The following is a 19283-nucleotide window of genomic DNA, read 5'->3' as shown; positions in this document are numbered from 1 at the left end:
GCAGACCGGCGGCACGTGATCCTGCGAGCGGGTTATGTTGACGGCTTGAGCATCAGACTGATTCCCCTGACCGATCCCGACTACCGTCCGTCCAGCCGCCGGATCGCGTGGCTCGCCGCGGAGACCGACGGCACTCCGGTCGGATCCGCGTTCCTCCGGCTCGACAGCCGGGAGAACCATTCGCACCTGGCCGAGCTGGAGCTCACCGTGCACCCGGCCGAACGCCGTCGTGGCATCGGGTCCGAGTTGCTCGGCGCCGTCGTCACCGGCGCACGCGACCACAAGGTCCAGACACTGCTCACCGACGTCAACGTCGACTCGGGCGGCGACCAATTCCTCGAGCACCACGGCTTCGCCATCGGGCTGACGCTGATCTACGCGCGGCTCGAGCTGTCCGCGGACATCCCAGTGGTGGCGGACGTTCCGGAGTACCGGCTGGTCTCCTGGCAGGGCGTCGTACCGGATGGGCTGCTGCAGACGTTCACCGACGCGCGCACCGGGATGAACGACGCACCGTCGGGCAGCATCTCGGCCGGCGCGGATGTCTGGGACGTGAAGCGGACCCGGAACGCCGCCGAGGTGATCGCGAAACGCGGCGACCATCTCAACGTCGTTGCTGCCGTCGACCAGGCTGGGCTCATCGCCGGCTTCACCGAGGTCGTCGTACCGGGTGATGGGAAGGGTGACGGGCAGAACTACGGGACCGCCGTCCTGCCCGCGCACCGCGGCCGCGGACTCGCACTCTGGATGAAGGCCGCGCAGATCCGCGAGATCCGGCAGCTGTTCCCTGATCTCGACGGCCTGCTCACCGACACGGTCGACACCAACGTGGCGATGCGCCGGACCAACGACCACCTCGGCTACCAGCCGGGGTACCGCGTGCACCGGCGCAAGCTCGACCTGTAGTTACTGGCCGAGGATCTTCTGCACCGCCGCCGTCGTGATCGGGTGGTAGCCCGGTCGAGCCTTGGCGAACACCTCGGCAGCAAAGGCCCGATCCGTCCCGGCCAGTGCCTGGTAGACCGGCAGGACGAGCTTCATCCGGCCGACCTTCGTGAGGAACTCGGCCATCTCGGCGTACGACGCCTCATAGCTGCTCGCGGCAACGATCTGGTACCACCGTCGGGCGATCTCGCCGTTCGCGGTCCCGGTCAAACCGAAGGCACGATCGAGCTGCTGCAGCAACAGCGGGCTCAGTACGTCGGGAGCCGCGTCGAGGAACCGCAGCCACTCCTGCGTCGTCCACCGCTCGGCGCCGTGCGGCAGCTCACCGGTCGTCAGCCAGTTGGTACGCGCCTCGTCCACGACCTGGAACCGCGCCGACACCGCCCGCTCCGCGAACGCCGGGATGCCCGGCTCGTATAGCCAGGCGGACAGCTCGTCCTCGGTCACCACGTCCGGGTGCGGCTCGAGCAGATGCTCGCGCAGGTGCCCGACGAAGTCGTCGGTGTTGATGCTGCGGAACGCGAACCGGTCGAAGTACCCGCGCAGGAACGGATCGAACACCTCCCGGGTGAACCGCTCCTCCAGCCAGGACAGGAACCACGACCCCTTCAGCGGGCCGGTCGACGTCTTACCGTGGTACTCCGAGCGGTGATGCAGCCCCGGCAGCTCGACCGCCAGCTCCGCCGGCGTCAGCGGGTCCAGCTTCACCACGGTCGCGTGCTGCTTGATCGCGGTCTCCATCAGCGCGAACTCGGTCCCGTAGACCGCCTCGACGATCCGGTTCTCGACGTACGACGTGAAGCCCTCGTTGAGCCAGATGTCGTCCCAGCTGTCCTGCGTGACCAGGTTGCCCGACCAGCTGTGCGCGAGCTCGTGCGCGATCACGCTGACCAGCGACTTGTCGCCAATCACCACGGTCGGCGTCGCGAACGTCATCCGCGGGTTCTCCATCCCGCCGTACGGGAAGGAGGGCGGCAGCACGAGCAGGTCGTACCTGCCCCAGCGGTACGGGCCGAAGAGCTCCTCGGTGACCCGCATCATCTCTTCGGTGTCGGAGAACTCGGTCGCGGCCTGCCGCACCGTGGCCGGCTCGGCCCAGACCCCGGACCGCTCGCCCAGCGGCTCGAACACCAGGTCGCCCGCGGCGATCGCCAGCAGGTACGACGGGATGGGTTCGGGCATCACGACGTCGTACGAGCCGGTCCGGCGCGACGTCGTACCGTTGTCGGCACTCATCAGCACCATCAGCTCCGGCGGCGCGGTCACGTGAGCGGCGTAGCTGAACCGCACGCTCGGGGTGTCCTGCACCGGCACCCAGCTGCGGGCGTGGATCGCCTGCGACTGGCTGAACATGAACGGCATCACGCCACCGGCCGTCATGGCCGGCTCCAGCCACTGCAGACCGGTCGCGGTCGGAGCGGTCCGATAACTCACCTTCACCCGCGGATGACTCGACGTCCGGATCGTGAGCGCGGCACCGAGCTCCTTGTCAGGGACGGCCAGGCTGTATTCCAGCGGCTCCCAGCCGTCGGCGGTCTGTCCCTCGACGGCCAAGATGGTCAGGTCGCGGGTGTCCAGGACGAGGCGTTCAGCAGTACCCGTCCACGCGAGCGTGTGCGTGGCACTACCGGCCAGCACGTTCTCGTCGAAGTCGAGCGCGAGGTCGAGCTCGAGATGGGTGGTCCGAACCAGGTCAGGTTCGGCGAAGGAGTGGCGATCGTGCGTCAACGGAAGCTCCCCGAGTGAGGCGTCCGAGGAACAGTACCCACGTCGCGGTCCGATCGGACGGCCAATCTGGGCCATCCGCACCACCGTGCCAAAACCCCGGTTCGGTCCTGACACCGGTTGCGGGAATCGCGGCGCTTGGTAGCAGACTGTGAGCATGATGACCCAGGGCAGTCCCGATCTGGTGCTGACGCGGCGGCCGTTCGGATCCTGGCTGCTCGGCCCGGCCGATCAGAGCGCGCGGCGGCTGCGGTTCCGCCTGCAGATCCTGATGACCACGTTCTCGATCGGCACCAACCTGATCGGTGCGGCGGTCGTGTTCGTACTCGCGGTCTTCGTGCTGCCCGGGCCGTCGTTGATCGACCAGCTCCAGCTCATGGACGCCATCATCATCCCGCTGTACTTCGTGGTCGCGATGGCGGTCGGCTGCGTCTGGAGCACCCGGTTGACCCGCCGGGTGACTCGCTGGATCGAGCTGGGCCGTCCCGCCACTCGCCGGGAGCAGATCGCCACCCTGCAGCTGCCATTTCGCCTCACGCTGATCGAGGTGCTCCTCTGGCTGGTGGCCGCCGTCATCTTCACTGTGATGACCGTGATCCTCCAGCCCCAGAACGCGCTGCGGGTCGCGCTCACAGTCATCGACGGGGCGATCATCACCTGTGCGGTTTCCTATTTGCTGACCGAGTTCGCGCTGCGGCCGGTCGCTGCCCGGGCGCTGGTCGACTCGCCGCCGCCTCGACGACTGCTCGCGGCCGGGTTGAAGGCACGGACGGTGTTCTTCTGGGCGGTCGGTTCCGGCGTACCGGTGGCCGGCTTGATGCTGGCCGCCGTACTGGCGCTTATCGAGGACGATGTGACGTCGACCCGGTTGTCGGTCGTGATCCTTGCCGTGGGCATCGTGGCTCTCGGCAACGGTTGGTTGCTGACGCTGCTGTCGGCGAGGTCGGTGGTGGCGCCGGTACGGTCGGTGCGGGACGCGCTGAGCCTGATCGGCGAGGGCCGGCTCGACGTGAGCATCCCGGTGTTCGACGGTACTGAGCTCGGGTCGCTGCAGGCCGGGTTCAACCGGATGGCGGAAGGGCTGCGGGAGCGGGAGCGGATCCGGGACGTGTTCGGGCGGTACGTCGGTCCTGGCGTCGTACAGGAGGCGTTGACCAGCGATTCGCTCGGCGGGGAGGAGCGGTTCGTCGCGGTGCTGTTCGTCGATCTGGTCGGGTCGACCGAGCTGGCGACGAATCGGCCGCCGACCGAGGTGGTGCAGTTGCTCAATCGGTTCTTCGCGATCGTGGTCGACGAGGTGGACCGGCAGGGCGGGTTTGTGAACAAGTTCGCCGGCGATGCGGCGTTGGCGATCTTCGGGGCGCCGGCCGAGCTGCCGGATCCGGCCGGGAGTGCGTTGAGCGCCGGCCGCTCGTTGGCCCGGCGGCTCGCAGAGGAGTTGCCCGAGGCAACGGCTGGGATCGGGATCACGGCCGGGATCGTGGTAGCCGGGACGGTGGGCGACGTACGGCGGCATGAGTACACCGTGATCGGCGACCCGGTGAACGAAGCTGCCCGCCTGAGCGATCTGGCCAAGGCCGCGCCCGGCCGGCTGATGGCCTCGATGACCGCCGTGGACGAATCGGCGCCCGAGGAGGCTGCTCATTGGCGGCCCGGTGCCGAAGTCACCGTCCGCGGCCGCTCAACCCCGACCCTCCTCGCCGTCCCCCACTGACCTTGAGCACGGACCAACCGTTTCGGCGGCGATCAGATGGTTGGCGGGTGCTCAAGGAGCTCGTAGAGGAGGGCTGCGCCGTGGAGCATTGCCTTGGTTTGGCGGTCGTGGGCGGCACGGCGTTCGGCGATCGCGGTGCGTAGAGCGTCGGTGCTGCCTGTGCGGCGCAGGCCGTCCAGGACGGGCTTGATCTGTTCGAAGTAGTAGCGGCCCTGCCGGAGCATGTGGATGATCCGCGCATCGCGGACCTCCTCGGGTCCGTACCGGCGGTACTTCGTCCCCGGCTCTCGCGTCGGGGCCAGCAAACCCGCGGCTTCCCAGACCCGCAGCGCCGAGGTGCGGATGCAGAGGCGGTGCGCCAACTCCCCCACCAGTAACGACGGGCCGTTGACCGGCTGCTCGTCGACGTACTCGGCGGCGAGCGCGGCCAGGGCCTCACTCGCGGCGTCGGTTGCCAGCCGTTGCTCGTGCAGCGCCGCGTGGGCGGCGTCCACCAACCGGTACGCGAGGGCCTCGTCGCCGTCGAGTACGGCGCGCATGATCGCCGTCGCAGTCTCCGCGCCGAACCCTGGCGCCAGAGCGCGGTACGTCAGCAGGGCCGACACGTGCTCCGGGCCGTACTGCCGATAACCGGTGTCCGACCGCGGCGCCGGCGGCAGGATCCCGGCCGCCTCGTAGTTGCGGACGAGCTGGGTCGACACCCCGGCCCGCCGCGCCAGGTCCACCGGCCGCAGTCCCATAGTTAACGTCCGCCCGACACGTCCACCGTCGTACCGGTCATGTACGACGAACGATCCGAGGCCAGGAACGCGATCACCTCCGCGACCTCCTCCGCCCGACCAGGCCGGCCCAACGGTGGCGTCGTACCCAGGCGGTCGAGGCGGCCCGGTTCGTGGATGTCGGTCTCGATCAGGCCGGGGCGCACGCCGAGGACGCGGATGCCTTCCTTCGCGACCTCGTTGGCCAGGCCGGTGGTCAGCGCGTCGACCGCGGCCTTGCTGGCGGCGTAGTCGACGTACTCGCCGGCCGATCCGAGCACGGCCGCTCGCGACGAGACGTTGACGAGGACCCCGCCATTGCCGCCGTACGCCGTGGACATCCGACGTACAGCAGCGCCGGCGACGAGGAAGGCGCTGATCGTGTTGATCCGGAACACCCGGTCGAGCCGCTCGGCGTCGTACTCCGCGACCCGGCCGCCCGGCGAGACGACGCCGGCATTGTTGATCACGGCACCGATCGGGCCGAGCTCGGCGGTCACCGTGTCGAAGAGGCGCTCGACCTGATCGGCCTCGACGACGTCAGCCTGTACGGCGATCGCGCGCCCGCAGGCCTTCACGACCCGAGCAGCCTCGTCGGCTCGGGTCCGGTAGTTGACCGCGACGTCCCAGCCGTCGGCGGCCAGCGCGACCGCAGTGGCCGCGCCGATCCCGCGACTCCCACCGGTGACGAGCACGACCCCACGTCTGTCAGTCATGCCCATACTTTGTCACGCAGGCGGCTTCGCGAACCCGAGCTGGGTCTCCGAGTCGGTGAATCCGAGCGAGCGATAGATCCGGATCGCGAGGTACTCCGGATCCGCGACCATCACCAGCGTCCGCGCGCCGCCCTCGGTCAGGCCGTACGTCGACGCGTAATGGACGAGTGTGGTGGCCAGACCGCGGCCGCGGTCCTCCGGGGAGGTCTGCACGTCCTGGAACCGGGCCAGCCCCTTGCCGTCGAACATCAACCCGAGCGACGACTGCAGCCGATCCTCGTCGAACGCGCCGAACCACTTCCCATGACCGACGTCGACCAGCTCACGCTGTGCCGCCAGCCTGCGCCGGGTGAACTCCTCGTACGCCGCGTCGACCGTCATCGACGCGGTGGCAAGGCTCTGGTGGTACAGCTGCTCCCAGTCGTCGTCACTACTCAGGAAGCGGTACGTCGAGTCCGTGTTCGGCCGCTCTGGTGGCAGGACCCGGTCGGCCGTCATCACGACGTCGCGGTCGATCGTGAACCCGGCGGCGGCCAGCTCGTCCTCGGCCCCGATCTCCCCATCGACGGAATCGATGCCGAGGGCAATGTGATCCGCGGCCGGGAACTCGCGGTGGAAGTCGTCCATGCGGAGCTTGGTGTCGTCCGGTGCGAACGGCGTCCGGTAGAGCAGGTAGTTGCCCCACCAGAAGCCGGGGTTGGCCGGCGTGCGGATCACGACGTACTCGCCGGTGTCGTGGAACGTGCTGCCACTCAACTCCAGCAGCAACAGGTCGGTGCGGTAGCCCAGGCTCGTGATCTCCACCTCCTTATCCTCGCGCGGGCGTCAATCCGATTCCCTTGACATGCAGCCCGATGGCTGCCTATGTTGATCATGCAGCCGATCGGCTGCATGAATTGATCGGAGCGCGATGGACGACGAGGTGTTCCGGGCCTTGGCGGACCCCAGCCGCCGGCGGCTGCTCGACCTGCTGAACGCGCGCAATGGGCAGACGCTGCGGGAGCTGTGCGCCGAGCTGGACATGGCCCGGCAGTCCGTCAGCAAGCACCTCGCCGTACTCGAGGAAGCGAACCTGGTCACCACGGTGTGGCGCGGCCGGGAGAAGCTGCACCACCTCAACGCGGAGCCGATCAACGCCATCGCCGATCGCTGGATCCACCAGTACGACCGCCGCCGGGTCCAGCTGTTCGCCGACCTCAAAACGGCTTTGGAGGCCGAAACGACTATGAGTGACAACGACTTCGTCTACACGACGTACATCCGGACCACGCCCGAGCGGCTGTGGCAGGCGCTGACCGACCCGGCGTTCACCGAGCAGTACTGGAAGCTGCGCCATGAGACCGACTGGAAGGTCGGCTCGGAGATGGTGTGGCAGCACGAGGGTGGTGTCACGATCTCCGGCGCGGACCAGGTCGTGGTGGAGCACGATCCGTACAGCCGGCTGTCGTACACGTGGCACCACATCACGCCCGAGTTCGCCAAGGAGTTCGGGATCGACGACGCGACGTACGAGAAGATCAGTCGCGAGCCGCTCTCCACCGCCACCTTCGAACTCGAGCCGGTCGACAACCAGGTCAAGCTCACCGTCATCCACACCGGCTTCGAGCCCGGCAGCACCATCCGAACCATGATCCAAGAAGGCTGGCCAGCCCTCCTCGCCGACCTGAAGTCCCTCCTGGAAACGTCACCCGCAACCGTCAGCTGACCTGCTTGGGCAGGCCGCAGATCTAATGATCAAGGGCGTTTGTGGATGATGAGTGGCAGGACGGCGGCGGCGCCTGCTTCGCGGAGTTTGGCGGTGGCTACGGTGACGGGCCATTGGGATGAGGTGGCGTCGACCAGGAGGAGGACGGTTCGGGCTGTGACGGCCTGGGCTGTGGCGTCGTCTACCTGGAGGCCGTCGCGCCAAACCCTCGCTTCCTCGGCTGACGACAGGTCGTCGGTGAAGCCGGTGCGGTCGACCGTCAGCTCCGCCCGGTCCAACCGGCCGACGCCGGCGACGTGGTCGGCGACAGCAGACGTGAGCTCCGGATAACCACCGGCAGCGAGCGGTACGACGACCTCTGGGCGACCGGACCATGAGCCGCGCCATCGCGACAGGGCGGCGACCGCGCCCGCCTTCAACGCCTCGACCGCATCAGGCGACGGGGATCCGTTGAACGCACCGCTGAGGACCTCGCGCCACTCCGGCGCGTCGGCGTACACGATGATGCGGCCGGGCTCGGCCGACAACGCCGGCGGGATCTTGCCGCGGGCGCCGAACGCGCCGCCCGGCCACATCTTCCGTGGCTCCAGCACATGCACCTCACCGCGCAGCAGCCGGACGATCGTCGCCACTGTCTCCGGATCGGGCCGCGACACCAACGGCGCGGGCAACTCGCCCAGGCAGACCGAGCACCGTCCGCACGGCTCCGCCGACGGATCGTCCAGCGACTCCTGGAGAAGTTGCATCAAGCAACGATCACCCCGCGTGTACGCGCGCATGATGTCCGCCTCACGCCGGCGGACGGATACGATCCCGTCGTAGTGCTCGGCGTCGAAGCTCCACGGCACGTCCGTCCGCACCCAACCGCGCTCGACCCGGTCGACCACTCCGTCCACCGCCAGCTGCTTCAGCATCAACTCGACCCGCGTACGCCGCAGGCCGGTCTCCGCCTCCAATGCCGGCACGCTCGCAGGCTGGTCCGGCCCGTATCCCTCCAGCGCCCGCAACAGCCGCTGCACGTTCTCCGGCACCGGAATCGTCGCCGTAGCGAAGTAGTCCCACACACCCGAGTCGGCATCCGACGGCAGCAACGCCACCACCGCGTGATCGATCCCGCGCCCGGCACGACCAACCTGCTGGTAGTACGACACCGGTGACGGCGGCGACCCTACGTGCACCACGAACCCGAGATCCGGCTTGTCGTACCCCATCCCCAATGCGGAGGTCGCGATCAAAGCCTTCAACTGGTTCGCCCGCAGCGCGTCCTCGAGATTCTCCCGCTCCCCCGCCTCCAACTGACCTGTGTACGCCGCGACCGGCACGTCCCGCCCGTGCACCTCCTGAACCACCGCAGCCAGCCGCTGCGCGTCAGCGACGGTCAGCGTGTAGACGATCCCGGATCCGGGCAGCTTGGGCAGCTCGTCGACCACCCAGGCGAACCGATCCAACGGCGACAACGCATCCACGACCGCCAACTGGAGACTCGATCGCGCCAGCGGACCACGCAGTACCAGCGTCGACTCCCCCAGCTGCTTGGCCACGTCGTCGGTCACCCGCGAGTTCGCGGTCGCTGTCGTCGCGAGCACCGGAGTCTTCGGGTTGAGCCGCTGCAGTACGTCGGACACCCGGCGATAGTCCGGCCGGAAGTCGTGCCCCCAGTCGGACACCGCGTGCGCCTCGTCGATCACCAGCAGACCGATCTGCCCGGCCAACCCGTCCAGCACTCGCCGCCCGAACCCCGGGTTGGCAAGCCGCTCCGGCGACACCAGCAGCACGTCGATCGCTCCGGATCGTATGTCGTGCTCGATGTTGGACCACTCGTCGATGTTGTTCGAGTTCAGCGTGGCGGCGCGCAGCCCCGCACGGCTCGCCGCCCCGACCTGGTCCCGCATCAGCGAGAGCAACGGGGAAACCACCAGCGTCGGACCGAACCCCTCCGCCCGTCTGATCGCCGTAGCCGCCCAGTACACCGCGGACTTGCCCCAACCGGTCGCCTGGACCACGAGCACCCGTGCCGCCGCCTCGCACAGCGCCGCGACCGCGGTCTCCTGATCCGCCCGCAACCGGGCGTCGTCACCGGCGATCGCCCGGATCACGTCCCCGGCGACCTTCGCCCGGTCGTCGGTCAAAGCAAGCGGTCCCGCAGTCTCAGCCATGCTCGAACCCTAGACGCCCCCACCCCCAGTCCGCTGGCGACGACGCCTCGCCTGTGGATAACCTCAGGCGCACTTGCCCGGGTGGCAGGGTTCGCCCTCGGGATTCATCAGGCGGCGAGGCCCTGGGCCCTTGGCGGCCAGAGCGTCGTACGGGTTGGCGAGGGCGCAGCGGTCGAGGGACAGGCAGCCGCAGCCGACGCAGTCCTTGAAGTCGTCGCGCAGTTGCTCGAGGTGCAGAATGCGACGGTCGAGCTCGGCCTGCCAGCATTCCGAGATGCGTTCCCAGTCCGAGCGCGTCGGCGTCCGGCTCTCGGGCAGCAGCTTGAGGATCGCGGCCACCTCGGCGAGCGGGATGCCGACCCGCTGGGCGATCCGGATCATCGCCACCCGGCGCAACGTGTCGCGCTTGTAGCGGCGCTGGTTCCCCGACGTACGGCGGCTGAGGATCAGGCTCTGCCGCTCGTAGAAGTGCAGCGCGGAGATCGCCACGCCGCTGCGCTGCGACAGCTGCCCGACCGTCAACTCACCCGGCTCGATATCCATCGCCCATCCCTCCAACCTCAACTTAAATCGAGGCTAGCGGAAAGCGTCAGGCAGGCACGACTCGGCGTCCGATGCTTGCGGACATCAGCGCGGCTCCCGCGCACAGTCCACCGGCGAGGTACCACGCCAGGTTGTAGCTGCCCTGGACGTCCCGGATCGCGCCGGCACCGGTTGCAGCCAGCGCGGCACCGACCTGGTGCGACGCGAACACCCAGCCGAACACGATCGGCCCGTCCTGCCCGAACCACTCCCGGCACAGCGCCACAGTCGGCGGCACCGTCGCCACCCAGTCCAGCCCGTAGAAGATGATGAACACCCACGTGCTCGGTGCAGCAGTCGGCCCGAGCAGCGAAGGCAGCACCAGCAGCGACAGACCACGCAGCGTGTAGTACGCGATCAGCAGGTACCGCGGGTCCCACCGGTCGGTCAGATACCCGGAGAAGATCGTCCCGCCCACGTCGAACACACCAACCAGCGCCAGCAATGACGCAGCAGTCGTCGCAGGCATGCCGTGGTCGTGTGCCGCGGTCACGAAGTGCGTCCCGACCAGTCCGTTCGTCGACGCGCCACAGATCGCGAATCCACCCGCCAGCAGCCAGAACGCCGGCCGCCGCGAGGCAGTCCGCAGCGCAGTCAGCGCCCGCATGGCACTACTACCGGTCGTCTCAACCCGCTGCCCGGCCATGCTCCCCTCAGGTGCGCCGTACGCCCTCAACCCGACATCACTCGGGTAGTCGCGCAGAAAGAACAGCACCAGCGGTACGACGGCCAGCGCCGCACCGGCTGCGACCAGGGCGGGCACTCGCCAACCGTGGTGCGTCGCCAGCGATGCGATCAGCGGGAGGAAGACCAGCTGCCCAGTCGCACCGGCCGCCGTCAGGATCCCGGTGACCAGACCACGGCGGTGGACGAACCAGCGTCCGGTGATCGTCGCCACGAACGTCATCGACATCGAGCCCGTGCCGACACCAACCAACAGACCCCAGCAGAGCAACAGTTGCCAGGACGCAGTCATGAAGACAGTCAGTCCGCTGCCAAGCGCGATCAGCACCAGCGCCCCGCTGACCACCTTGCGCAGACCGAGCCGGTCCATCAGCGCGGCGGCGAACGGCGAAATCCCGCCGTACAGCAGGAGATTGATCGACACCGCCGCGGAGATCGTGGCGTGCGACCAGCCGAACTCCTCGTGCAGTGGATCGAGCAGGACGCTCGGCACCGAACGGAACCCGGCCGCACCGATCAAGGTCACGAACCCAACCACCGCGACCGCCCAGGCCAGGTGCACCCTGGGGGCCTTCTTCGTCTCCACGATCTGCGTCACCCGATCAGAGTGCCGGTTCGATCATCATCGAACTAGTGGCCAGATGGACAACATGTGTCAAGATACGGCCATGAGCCCTCGCCGCTTGGCCTCTGCCGGTCCGCACGTGGTCGCCGTCCTCGCCGTCGAACCGGTCGTCGGCTTCGACCTGACGATCCCGCCGACGGTCTTCGGGGCGGCCACGACAGCGGACGGTACGCCGCTGTACGACGTCCGGATCTGCGGGCCTGACGGCGGACCGGTCCGCGCCAGCGCCGGCTTCACTCTGATCCCGGATCACGGCCCTGAGGCGCTGGCTCAAGCAGACACCGTCATCATTCCGGGTACCTCCGTCCCGCAGCCGCGCTACGAGGGAACGCTGCCCGACGACCTCGCCAAAGCGCTCGCGATGATCCGGCCGGGCACACGGATCGCGTCGATCTGTACAGGCGCATTCGTGCTCGCCGCGGCCGGGCTGCTCGACGGCCGGCCGGCGACCACCCACTGGGAGCGAGCCGAGCTGTTCCGCAGCGTTTACCCGGACGTGAAGCTCGACGAGGACCGCCTGTTCATCGACGACGGCGACATCCTCACCTCGGCCGGTCTGGCTGCAGGCGTCGACCTCTGTCTGCATCTGGTCCGCAGTGACTTCGGTAGCGAGGTCGCCAACCGGGCCGCTCGGCACTGCGTCGTACCGCCCTGGCGTGATGGTGGGCAGTCGCAGTACATCGAGCGGGCGGTCCCGGAGGTAGGTAGCGAGGGTACGTCGCCGACGCGGGCGTGGGCGCTCGGGCGGCTCGGTCAGGAGATCAGCCTGCCGGCGATGGCGGCGTACGCGCAGATGAGTGTGCGTACGTTCAGCCGCCGCTTCAAGGCCGAGACCGGCCAGTCCCCCGGCACCTGGCTACTGCAGCAACGCGTTCGGCACGCGTGCCATCTACTCGAGACGACCGACCTGTCAGTCGATCGGGTCGCCGAAGAAGCAGGTCTCGGCACGGCCGCATCGCTGCGCCATCACCTACGCTCCGACCTCGGCGTCTCTCCCCTGGCCTACCGCAAGACCTTCCGGGCGGGCTGAGTCTCAGAGCACCACGAGGTCGTGCGGCTGCTTGTTCATCGACTCGACGCCGTCCGCGGTGACCACGACGATGTCCTCGATCCGCGCACCCCAACGGCCTAGTTGGTAGATGCCCGGCTCGACACTGAACGCCATGCCTGCCTCGAGCGGCAGCTCGTTGCCCGCCACGATGTACGGCTCCTCGTGCACGTCCAGCCCGATCCCGTGCCCGGTCCGGTGGATGAAGTAGTCGCCGAAGCCAGCCGCCGCGATCACGTCCCGAGCCGCTGCGTCGATAGACTCCGCGGTCGCACCCGGCCGAACCGTATCCACCGCAGCCTGCTGAGCCTCCTGCAGTACGGCGTACGTCGCGGCCACGTCGGCGTCCCGTGGAGTGCCGACAGCGTAGGTGCGGGTCGAGTCAGAGTTGTAGCCCTCGGCAACGGGTCCGCCGATGTCGACGACGACCACGTCACCGGCCTCGATCACCCGCTCGGACAGGGCGTGGTGCGGGCTGGCGCCGTTCGGACCGCTGGCGACGATCACGAAGTCGGCCTCGGTGTGACCTTCCTCGACGATCGCGGCGGCGATGTCGGCGCCGACCTCCGCCTCCGTCCGGCCTGGCCGCAGCCAGTCGCCGACCCGAGCGTGCACGCGGTCGATCGCAGCGCCCGCCTTCCGCAGCGCCTCGATCTCCGCCGCGTCCTTCCGCATGCGCAGCTCGCGGACGATCGGCCCAGCCAGCACCTGCTCGGCTTTGGGCAACGCGTCGCGGATACCCAGCACGTGCAGCGCCGGCGTGAAGTCGCTGACTGCGACCCGCTCGGCGCCACCCAGCCGCTCGGCCGCCAGGTTGTACGGATCGACACCATCCACCCAGGTCACAACATCGACACCGAGGTCCTCCAACCCATTGAACCCAGGCGCTTCGAGCTTCGGTACGACGAGAGCCGGCGCACCGTCGGCCGGGATGAGCAGCGCGGTCAGTCGCTCGAACGAGCCCCCGGGCTGACCGATCAGGTACCGCAGATCCGAGCCCGGCGCGATGACCAAACCGGTCCCTGCCGCAGCCTCGCGGGCGCGATCCAAGCGGGCACGCAGTACGGCGACATCAGGAATGGGAGGAAGAGCTGAGCGACGGGCCATGGTCCGACTCTAGAACTGTCGGGGCAGGTTGCTACAACTTCTCCATGACTCTGCACCATGTGACCTTCGGCGACGGCGTTCCGGTTCTCGCCTTGCACGGCTGGAGTCCGGACCATCGACTGATGACCGGCTGCCTGGAACCGATCTTCGCCGACCTCCCCGGATACCGGCGGCTCTATCCCGACCTGCCCGGCATGGGCCAGAGTCCGGCGGGCGACATCGACAGTTCCGACGGGATCATGGCAGCGGTCCGCGAGTACATCGACGAGCAGATCGACGACGAGCCGTTCCTTCTCATCGGCGAGTCGTACGGCGGTTATCTCGCCCGCGCCCTGGTCGTCGAACGCCCCGAGCAGATCCTCGGTATCGGACTGATCTGCCCGGTTGGCACCCTCTGGCACAAGGACCGCAAGGTGCCGGAACACGTCGTACTGCGGACCGAGCCGGGCGTGCTCGAATCGCTGACCGAGGGCGAGGACTTCACCGACCTCGCCGTCGTCCAGACCGCGGCCGCGCTTGCCGCCTACCGCTCCGATGTCGCGCCGGGTCTCGCGCTTGCAGACGAAGTTGCGCTTGAGCGGATCCAGAAGAACTGGGCGTTGTCGATCGCGCCGGAGAGCGGCCCGCCGTACGACGGAGCATCGCTGATCCTGTGTGGGCGGCAGGACTCGATCACCGGCTACGAGGACCAGTTCACGCTGCTCCCCCACTATCCGCGCGCCACCTACGCGGTCGCCGACGTGGCCGGGCACAACCTGCAACTCGAACAGCCCGAGCTGTTGGCAGCGCTGGTCCGCGAGTGGTTGCAAAGAGTCAGCCAAGGGCTGCCGCGAGTGGCTACCAGCGGGTAATGTCGGCGGCATGACTGGGAAGCGTCCGATCGGGTGGCCGTTGCTTGTCGCACTGACCAACGGGCGCGCCCGGATCTCCGACGAGCGGTTGAGCGCGGCGGTCCGGGACAAGGTGATCCTGGTGACCGGTTCGTCGTACGGGATCGGTGAGGCGACCGCGCGCCGGCTGGCAGCGGCCGGGGCGACGGTCCTGCTCGTTGCCCGGACCGAGGATCAGCTGCAGCTCGTGGCCGAGGACATCCGGTCCGGCGGCGGTACGGCGTACGTCTATCCGGCGAACCTTGCCGATCCGGACGCGGTCGAGGAACTCGTGCGTACCGTCCTGGCCGAGCACGGGCGGGTGGACGTGCTGGTGAGCAACGCGGGCAAGTCGATCCGGCGGTCGATCGCGGACACGTACCAGCGGTTCCACGACATCGAGCGGACCAACGCGATCAACTACCTCGGCCCGGCGAAGCTCGTGCTCGAGCTGCTCCCGTCGATGCGCGAACGCCGATCCGGCCACATTGTCAACGTGTCGACGGCCGGCGTTCGGACGCCGCCGATGGCGCGCTGGTCGGCGTACCTGGCGTCGAAGAGTGCGTTCGACGTCTGGCTGCGGTGCGTGGCGCAGGAGGTTCGCGGCGACGGGGTGACGACGTCGACTGTCTATATGGGGCTGGTGCACACCCGGATGAGTGAGCCGACGCCGCTGCTGAACAAGATGCCGGGGCTGACGCCGGAGCAGGCGGCCGATCAGGTGTGTACGGCTGTGGCCGAGCGGCCGCACAACATCACGCCGCCGTTCGTCCGGCCGGCCGATGCCGTAGGCAACCTGCTGCGGGTGCCGACCGATCGGTTGCTCGAGTCCTACTTCCGGTTGACTGGAAGCAAGAAGCGGTGAGGCCGATCGGACCGATCCGCCCGCCTGAGTGGCTGGTTCACAGCGCGGCCGAGGTCGGCGGGTTGTCGGTCGCACTCATCAGGTCCGGGGTCTGGCGGTCGGCGGGCCCGGCGCAGTTGGTCCGGATCGAGCGCGCGCTGCGGACCTGGGGCCAGTCGATGGCTGCGCTCGGAGTGGTCGCGGCGATCCGCTACCCCGATCGTGCCGCGGTGATCTCCGGCGAGAGCCAGCTGACGTACGCCGAGCTGGACCGGCGGTGTGAGCGGATCGCGGCCGCGATGCACGCGCATTACGGGATCGTTGCCGGGAGCAAGGTGGCGGTGCTGTGCGGGAACCACGCCGGTTTTCTCGAAGCGACGTTGGCGGCGTCCCGGATCGGCGCCGACGTACTGTTCGTGAACACCGAGTTCGCCGCGCCGCAGCTGCAGGCGGTACTCGAACGGCATCGGCCCGACCTGTTGATCCACGACGCCGAGTTCGCCGTACCGGAAGGCATCCCGGCGATCGAGTCGGATCTCGACGAGCTTGCCGCGAGTCGAGCGCCGGCCGCGCCCGCGCCTGACTCGGCCGGGCACATCACGATCCTCACCTCGGGTACGACGGGCACGCCGAAGGCGGCGCCGCGGGTGCCGACGGCAGTTGGGCTGGCGGGGTTGACCGCGAGTGCGCTCAACCGGTTCGGGCTGCGGTCGGGTGAGCCGGTGATCATCGGGCCGCCGCTGTTCCACGGACTCGGGCTGCTGACTTCGATGCTCGCGCTGTTCCTCGGTTCGCCGCTCGTCCTCCGGCCGCGGTTCGACGCCGCGACCTTGCTGGCGGATGTCGAGGCAACGAGGGCAGGTTCGGTCGTCGCCGTTCCGGTGATGCTGCGGCGGCTGCTCGACCTCGGTCCGACGGCCATCGCGGAGTACGACCTGCGTTCGCTGCGGGCTGTGATCTCGGGCGCGTCCCAGCTCGGCGCACCGCTGGCGGAGCGGTTCATCGAGCGGTTCGGGCCGGTGCTGTGTGATGCCTACGGGTCGAGCGAGGTCGGCATCGCCACGATCGCGACTTCCGCCGACCTGGTCGCCGCGCCCGGGACGGTCGGGCGGCCGTGCCTCGGCAGCTCGATCCGCATCCTCGACGACGCCGACCGGCCGGTGCCGACGGGCACGACCGGGCGGATCTTCGCCGGTGGCGGGCTGGTGTTCGGCGGGTACTCCGACGGGTCGAGCAAGACCGTGGTCGACGGCCGGATGAGTACCGGCGACCTCGGTCATCTCGATCAGGCCGGGCGGCTGTTCGTCGACGGCCGCGAGGACGACATGATCGTCTCCGGCGGCGAGAACGTGTACCCGGTCGAGGTCGAGGAGTGCCTCGCCGCTCATCCGGCGGTCGCTGAGGCAGTCGTCACCGGCGTCCCCGACGACGACTTCGGCCAGCGGCTGATCGCGTACGTCGTACTGCGTGAGCCGGCCACGCCTGACGAACTCATCGATCACGTGAAGGCGAATCTGGCCCGCTACAAGACCCCGCGTCAGATCGTCGTACTGGACGAGTTCCCGCGTAACGCGACCGGCAAGGTGCTCCGCGGCAAACTCAGCCCGCCGTGAACAACCCGCGGAACCGAGTCATCCGATCGAGCGCGCCGGTCTCGTCTCCGAAGGACACGGCGATCGTCTCCGCGCCAGCCTCGGTGAGTTCCTGAGCCTGCGCGACCACCGGTCCGGGATCGCCACTGGACCAGTCGAGCCGAGTGCCGACCTTGACCGGGCGCTCGCCGAACGACCGGAGTCGCGCGACCGCCGCACTGAATCCGGCGCCATCCAGGCCGAGGCCCTGCCACTCGTCACCGAATCGAGCAGCCCGGCGCAACGCAGGCGTCGTCGTACCGCCGATCATGATCGGCAGCGGCGCCCGCAGCTTCGGCTCGAACACCCCGCCGCGATCGCGCCCTTCGAACAGGTCCCGGATGATCCCGAGCGACTCATCCGTCCGGCGACCGCGCTCCTCGAACGACGCACCAACCGCCGCGAACTCAGCGGCCGCCCAACCTGCTCCGACACCGAGCACGATGCGCTCGCCGGACAGCCGATGAAGGGTCGCGGCCTGCTTGGCGACCACGTACGCACTCCGCATCGGCAGCACGAGCACGGACGTGCCGAACCGGATCCGGGTTGTCCGAGCGGCCAGGTACCCGATCGTCACGAGCGGCTCGTACACACCGCCGTACGTCGAGCCGAAGTCGCCCGGAGGAAGCAGGTGGTCGGGCAACCACGCCGTACCGTAGCCCAACTCCTCGGCGGCTACGGCCAGCTCGACCAGTCGCTCGGGCGGCATCGCTGCCGACTCGTCCGGCAGGACCACCTGCAGCTCAACCATGCGCTTGACCCTAACTGCCTGACCTTCGGTGACGTCGATTGATGGGAGAGTGGGTGCCGTGAAGATTCTCGTCGGATACGTACCAACGCCCGAAGGTGAGGCCGCACTGACCGCGGCGGCGGCCGAGGCCGAGCTGCGCGGAGCCTCGATCCTGCTGCTGAACACCAGTCGCGGCGACTCCTACATCGACGCCCGGTACGCGAATGCCGACGAGTTGGCCGCCGCCGAGGCCAAGCTGCGTGAGCAAGGCGTCGAGGTGACCATCCATCAGGCCGTCTCCGAGGGCGACGTCGCCGGCGAACTTCTCAAAGCAGCCGCCGCCGAAGACGTCGGCCTGATCGTCCTCGGCCTCCGCCGCCGCAGCCCGGTCGGCAAACTCATCCTCGGAAGCACCGCCCAGCGCGTGCTCCTCGAGTCCCCGGTCCCGGTCCTCGCGGTCAAGGTCCCGTCGCCGCACGACTGACCGCAAGAACCTGCCGACCGCTCCGACCCACGGGTGAACGCGGCACCTTCGGGGTGCCCGGGAGCGGAAGGAACTGCGGATGTCATATCCCGAGGTTGGCGTCGGGCTCCCGGTGGTCGGGCTGCGCGGGCCGGATGCGGTCGTCGAGCTCGCGACCACTGCCGACGAGCTCGGATTCGCGGCCGTCTCGGTTTTCGAGCGGCTACTCGTTCCGGCGGCGCCCGATTGGGTGAACCACGCCGGGTTGCCGACGGAGGCGGCGTACGACGCCTTGGAGACGCTGACGTACGTCGCCGCGCGGACCGAGCGGGTGCGGCTGCACACCGCCGTACTCATGCCGTTGTTTCAGCAACCGGTCGTGCTCGCGCGGCGGGTGGCGACGATCGATCAGCTGTCCGGCGGGCGGATGGATCTGGGCATCGCGCTCGGTTGGCTGCCGGAGGAGTTCGTCGCCGCCGGCGTGCCCGCGCGTGGACGGGTCGCGGCGTTCGAGGAGTCGGTCGCCGTACTGCGGGCGTGCTGGGGTCCTGATCCGGTCGAGTTCACCGGTGCGCATTACACCGTCCCGATGGCGACACTCGGGCCCAAGCCGGTCGCACCCCTGACGCTGTACGGCGGTGGTGTCGCGCAGCCCGCGATCGAACGGGCTGCCCGGATCGCCGACGGCCTGACCCTCGCGCATCGCGACTGGGAGTCCACCCGCGCGGCAATCGGCTGGTACCACGAGGCCGGCGGGTCCGGGCCGATCGTCCTTCGCGCCGGGCCGATGAAACCGCATCCGATGCAGCAGGATCCGGTGGGTTTCACCCCTGCCATGATCCTCGACGACCTCGAGCACGCCGCCGACGAAGGCATCACGAGGGTCGACTGGGACCTCAACCTCGTCGGCACCCCGATCCCCGACCAGATCGCCGCGTTGAAGACGCTGGCCGGGCGCCTCTGGTAATCCGGGTGAGCAGC

General features: G+C 68.8%; 18 protein-coding genes. 9 read left to right on the top strand and 9 right to left on the bottom strand.

Going from position 1 to position 19283, the window contains the following annotated elements; all coding sequences use genetic code 11:
* Positions 1-45 precede the first annotated feature (45 nt).
* A complete protein-coding gene (locus EV650_RS05420) occupies positions 46-906 on the top strand; it encodes a GNAT family N-acetyltransferase (protein ID WP_134115940.1) in 861 nt (286 codons plus the stop codon).
* On the opposite strand, the gene EV650_RS05415 is transcribed toward EV650_RS05420, so the two are convergent.
* Entirely contained in the window at positions 907-2673 is a 1767-nt protein-coding gene (locus EV650_RS05415) for a M1 family metallopeptidase (protein ID WP_134115938.1), read from the bottom strand.
* A gap of 154 nt (positions 2674-2827) precedes the next feature.
* On the opposite strand from EV650_RS05415, the gene EV650_RS05410 reads away from it, so the two are divergent.
* Positions 2828-4384, top strand: coding sequence for an adenylate/guanylate cyclase domain-containing protein (locus EV650_RS05410; RefSeq protein WP_134115936.1), 1557 nt, complete (start codon positions 2828-2830; stop codon positions 4382-4384).
* A gap of 32 nt (positions 4385-4416) precedes the next feature.
* On the opposite strand, the gene EV650_RS05405 is transcribed toward EV650_RS05410, so the two are convergent.
* From EV650_RS05405 to EV650_RS05395, 3 genes are read right to left on the bottom strand one after another with little or no spacing between them, the layout of a single operon-like run.
* A complete protein-coding gene (locus tag EV650_RS05405; protein WP_134115935.1) occupies positions 4417-5124 on the bottom strand; it encodes a MerR family transcriptional regulator in 708 nt (235 codons plus the stop codon).
* Positions 5125-5126: 2 nt separating this feature from the next.
* Positions 5127-5858 (bottom strand): SDR family oxidoreductase, encoded by a 732-nt coding sequence (locus tag EV650_RS05400; RefSeq protein ID WP_134115933.1) that lies wholly within the window; start codon positions 5856-5858, stop codon positions 5127-5129.
* A gap of 12 nt (positions 5859-5870) precedes the next feature.
* Entirely contained in the window at positions 5871-6662 is a 792-nt protein-coding gene (locus tag EV650_RS05395) for a GNAT family N-acetyltransferase (RefSeq protein WP_134115931.1), read from the bottom strand.
* Between the two features lie 106 nt (positions 6663-6768).
* Here EV650_RS05395 and EV650_RS05390 point away from each other — a divergent pair, with 106 nt between their 5' ends.
* Complete coding sequence (locus EV650_RS05390) at positions 6769-7563, top strand: ArsR/SmtB family transcription factor (protein WP_134115929.1); 795 nt, start codon at positions 6769-6771, stop codon at positions 7561-7563.
* A gap of 29 nt (positions 7564-7592) precedes the next feature.
* Here EV650_RS05390 and EV650_RS05385 read toward each other — a convergent pair whose 3' ends face one another.
* The 3 genes from EV650_RS05385 to EV650_RS05375 form a co-directional block, all read right to left on the bottom strand.
* Positions 7593-9719, bottom strand: coding sequence for a RecQ family ATP-dependent DNA helicase (locus EV650_RS05385; RefSeq protein ID WP_134115927.1), 2127 nt, complete (start codon positions 9717-9719; stop codon positions 7593-7595).
* Positions 9720-9782: 63 nt separating this feature from the next.
* A complete protein-coding gene (gene soxR, locus EV650_RS05380; protein ID WP_134115925.1) occupies positions 9783-10262 on the bottom strand; it encodes a redox-sensitive transcriptional activator SoxR in 480 nt (159 codons plus the stop codon).
* 46 nt (positions 10263-10308) lie between these two features.
* Positions 10309-11583 (bottom strand): MFS transporter, encoded by a 1275-nt coding sequence (locus tag EV650_RS05375; protein WP_238174031.1) that lies wholly within the window; start codon positions 11581-11583, stop codon positions 10309-10311.
* A gap of 70 nt (positions 11584-11653) precedes the next feature.
* Here EV650_RS05375 and EV650_RS05370 point away from each other — a divergent pair, with 70 nt between their 5' ends.
* On the top strand, positions 11654-12640 hold the full coding sequence (locus EV650_RS05370) for a GlxA family transcriptional regulator (RefSeq protein ID WP_134115923.1): 987 nt from the start codon (positions 11654-11656) through the stop codon (positions 12638-12640).
* Positions 12641-12643: 3 nt separating this feature from the next.
* Here the strand turns inward: EV650_RS05370 and EV650_RS05365 are convergent, their stop codons facing one another.
* Complete coding sequence (locus EV650_RS05365; protein WP_134115921.1) at positions 12644-13765, bottom strand: M24 family metallopeptidase; 1122 nt, start codon at positions 13763-13765, stop codon at positions 12644-12646.
* Between the two features lie 44 nt (positions 13766-13809).
* Here EV650_RS05365 and EV650_RS05360 point away from each other — a divergent pair, with 44 nt between their 5' ends.
* Genes EV650_RS05360 through EV650_RS05350 form a run of 3 tightly spaced genes read left to right on the top strand, consistent with a single transcriptional unit; the run spans position 13810 to position 17091 of the window.
* On the top strand, positions 13810-14616 hold the full coding sequence (locus EV650_RS05360; RefSeq protein WP_134115919.1) for an alpha/beta fold hydrolase: 807 nt from the start codon (positions 13810-13812) through the stop codon (positions 14614-14616).
* 10 nt (positions 14617-14626) lie between these two features.
* Positions 14627-15499 carry an SDR family NAD(P)-dependent oxidoreductase gene (locus tag EV650_RS05355; RefSeq protein ID WP_134115917.1) on the top strand — a complete coding sequence of 291 codons (873 nt, stop codon included), beginning with the start codon at positions 14627-14629 and terminating at the stop codon, positions 15497-15499.
* Positions 15496-17091, top strand: a complete 1596-nt coding sequence (locus EV650_RS05350; protein WP_238174030.1) for an AMP-binding protein — start codon at positions 15496-15498, stop codon at positions 17089-17091. Before EV650_RS05355 ends, EV650_RS05350 begins: the two co-directional genes overlap by 4 nt.
* On the opposite strand, the gene EV650_RS05345 is transcribed toward EV650_RS05350, so the two are convergent.
* Complete coding sequence (locus EV650_RS05345; protein WP_134115915.1) at positions 17078-17860, bottom strand: LLM class flavin-dependent oxidoreductase; 783 nt, start codon at positions 17858-17860, stop codon at positions 17078-17080. The two genes, EV650_RS05350 and EV650_RS05345, sit on opposite strands and share 14 nt — an antisense overlap.
* A gap of 58 nt (positions 17861-17918) precedes the next feature.
* On the opposite strand from EV650_RS05345, the gene EV650_RS05340 reads away from it, so the two are divergent.
* Both EV650_RS05340 and EV650_RS05335 read left to right on the top strand, forming a co-directional pair.
* Positions 17919-18323, top strand: a complete 405-nt coding sequence (locus EV650_RS05340) for a universal stress protein (RefSeq protein ID WP_134115913.1) — start codon at positions 17919-17921, stop codon at positions 18321-18323.
* 79 nt (positions 18324-18402) lie between these two features.
* Entirely contained in the window at positions 18403-19269 is an 867-nt protein-coding gene (locus tag EV650_RS05335) for a TIGR03619 family F420-dependent LLM class oxidoreductase (protein WP_134115911.1), read from the top strand.
* Positions 19270-19283 lie beyond the last annotated feature (14 nt).

Origin of the sequence: Kribbella kalugense (assembly GCF_004365875.1) — a bacterium.
Classification (GTDB): domain Bacteria; phylum Actinomycetota; class Actinomycetes; order Propionibacteriales; family Kribbellaceae; genus Kribbella; species Kribbella kalugense.
Note: the sequence above shows the minus strand (reverse complement) of the source record. Positions and strands in the feature narration are given on the sequence as shown.

What these genes read in the sequence shown, in the direction of transcription:
- EV650_RS05360 (WP_134115919.1), top strand. Translation starts at nt 13,810, where the DNA reads ATGACTCTGCACCATGTGACCTTCGGCGACGGCGTTCCGGTTCTCGCC.
- soxR (WP_134115925.1), bottom strand. Translation starts at nt 10,262, where the DNA reads ATGGATATCGAGCCGGGTGAGTTGACGGTCGGGCAGCTGTCGCAGCGC.
- EV650_RS05370 (WP_134115923.1), top strand. Translation starts at nt 11,654, where the DNA reads ATGAGCCCTCGCCGCTTGGCCTCTGCCGGTCCGCACGTGGTCGCCGTC.
- EV650_RS05335 (WP_134115911.1), top strand. Translation starts at nt 18,403, where the DNA reads ATGTCATATCCCGAGGTTGGCGTCGGGCTCCCGGTGGTCGGGCTGCGC.
- EV650_RS05365 (WP_134115921.1), bottom strand. Translation starts at nt 13,765, where the DNA reads ATGGCCCGTCGCTCAGCTCTTCCTCCCATTCCTGATGTCGCCGTACTG.
- EV650_RS05385 (WP_134115927.1), bottom strand. Translation starts at nt 9,719, where the DNA reads ATGGCTGAGACTGCGGGACCGCTTGCTTTGACCGACGACCGGGCGAAG.
- EV650_RS05400 (WP_134115933.1), bottom strand. Translation starts at nt 5,858, where the DNA reads ATGACTGACAGACGTGGGGTCGTGCTCGTCACCGGTGGGAGTCGCGGG.
- EV650_RS05345 (WP_134115915.1), bottom strand. Translation starts at nt 17,860, where the DNA reads ATGGTTGAGCTGCAGGTGGTCCTGCCGGACGAGTCGGCAGCGATGCCG.
- EV650_RS05405 (WP_134115935.1), bottom strand. Translation starts at nt 5,124, where the DNA reads ATGGGACTGCGGCCGGTGGACCTGGCGCGGCGGGCCGGGGTGTCGACC.
- EV650_RS05390 (WP_134115929.1), top strand. Translation starts at nt 6,769, where the DNA reads ATGGACGACGAGGTGTTCCGGGCCTTGGCGGACCCCAGCCGCCGGCGG.
- EV650_RS05410 (WP_134115936.1), top strand. Translation starts at nt 2,828, where the DNA reads ATGATGACCCAGGGCAGTCCCGATCTGGTGCTGACGCGGCGGCCGTTC.
- EV650_RS05355 (WP_134115917.1), top strand. Translation starts at nt 14,627, where the DNA reads ATGACTGGGAAGCGTCCGATCGGGTGGCCGTTGCTTGTCGCACTGACC.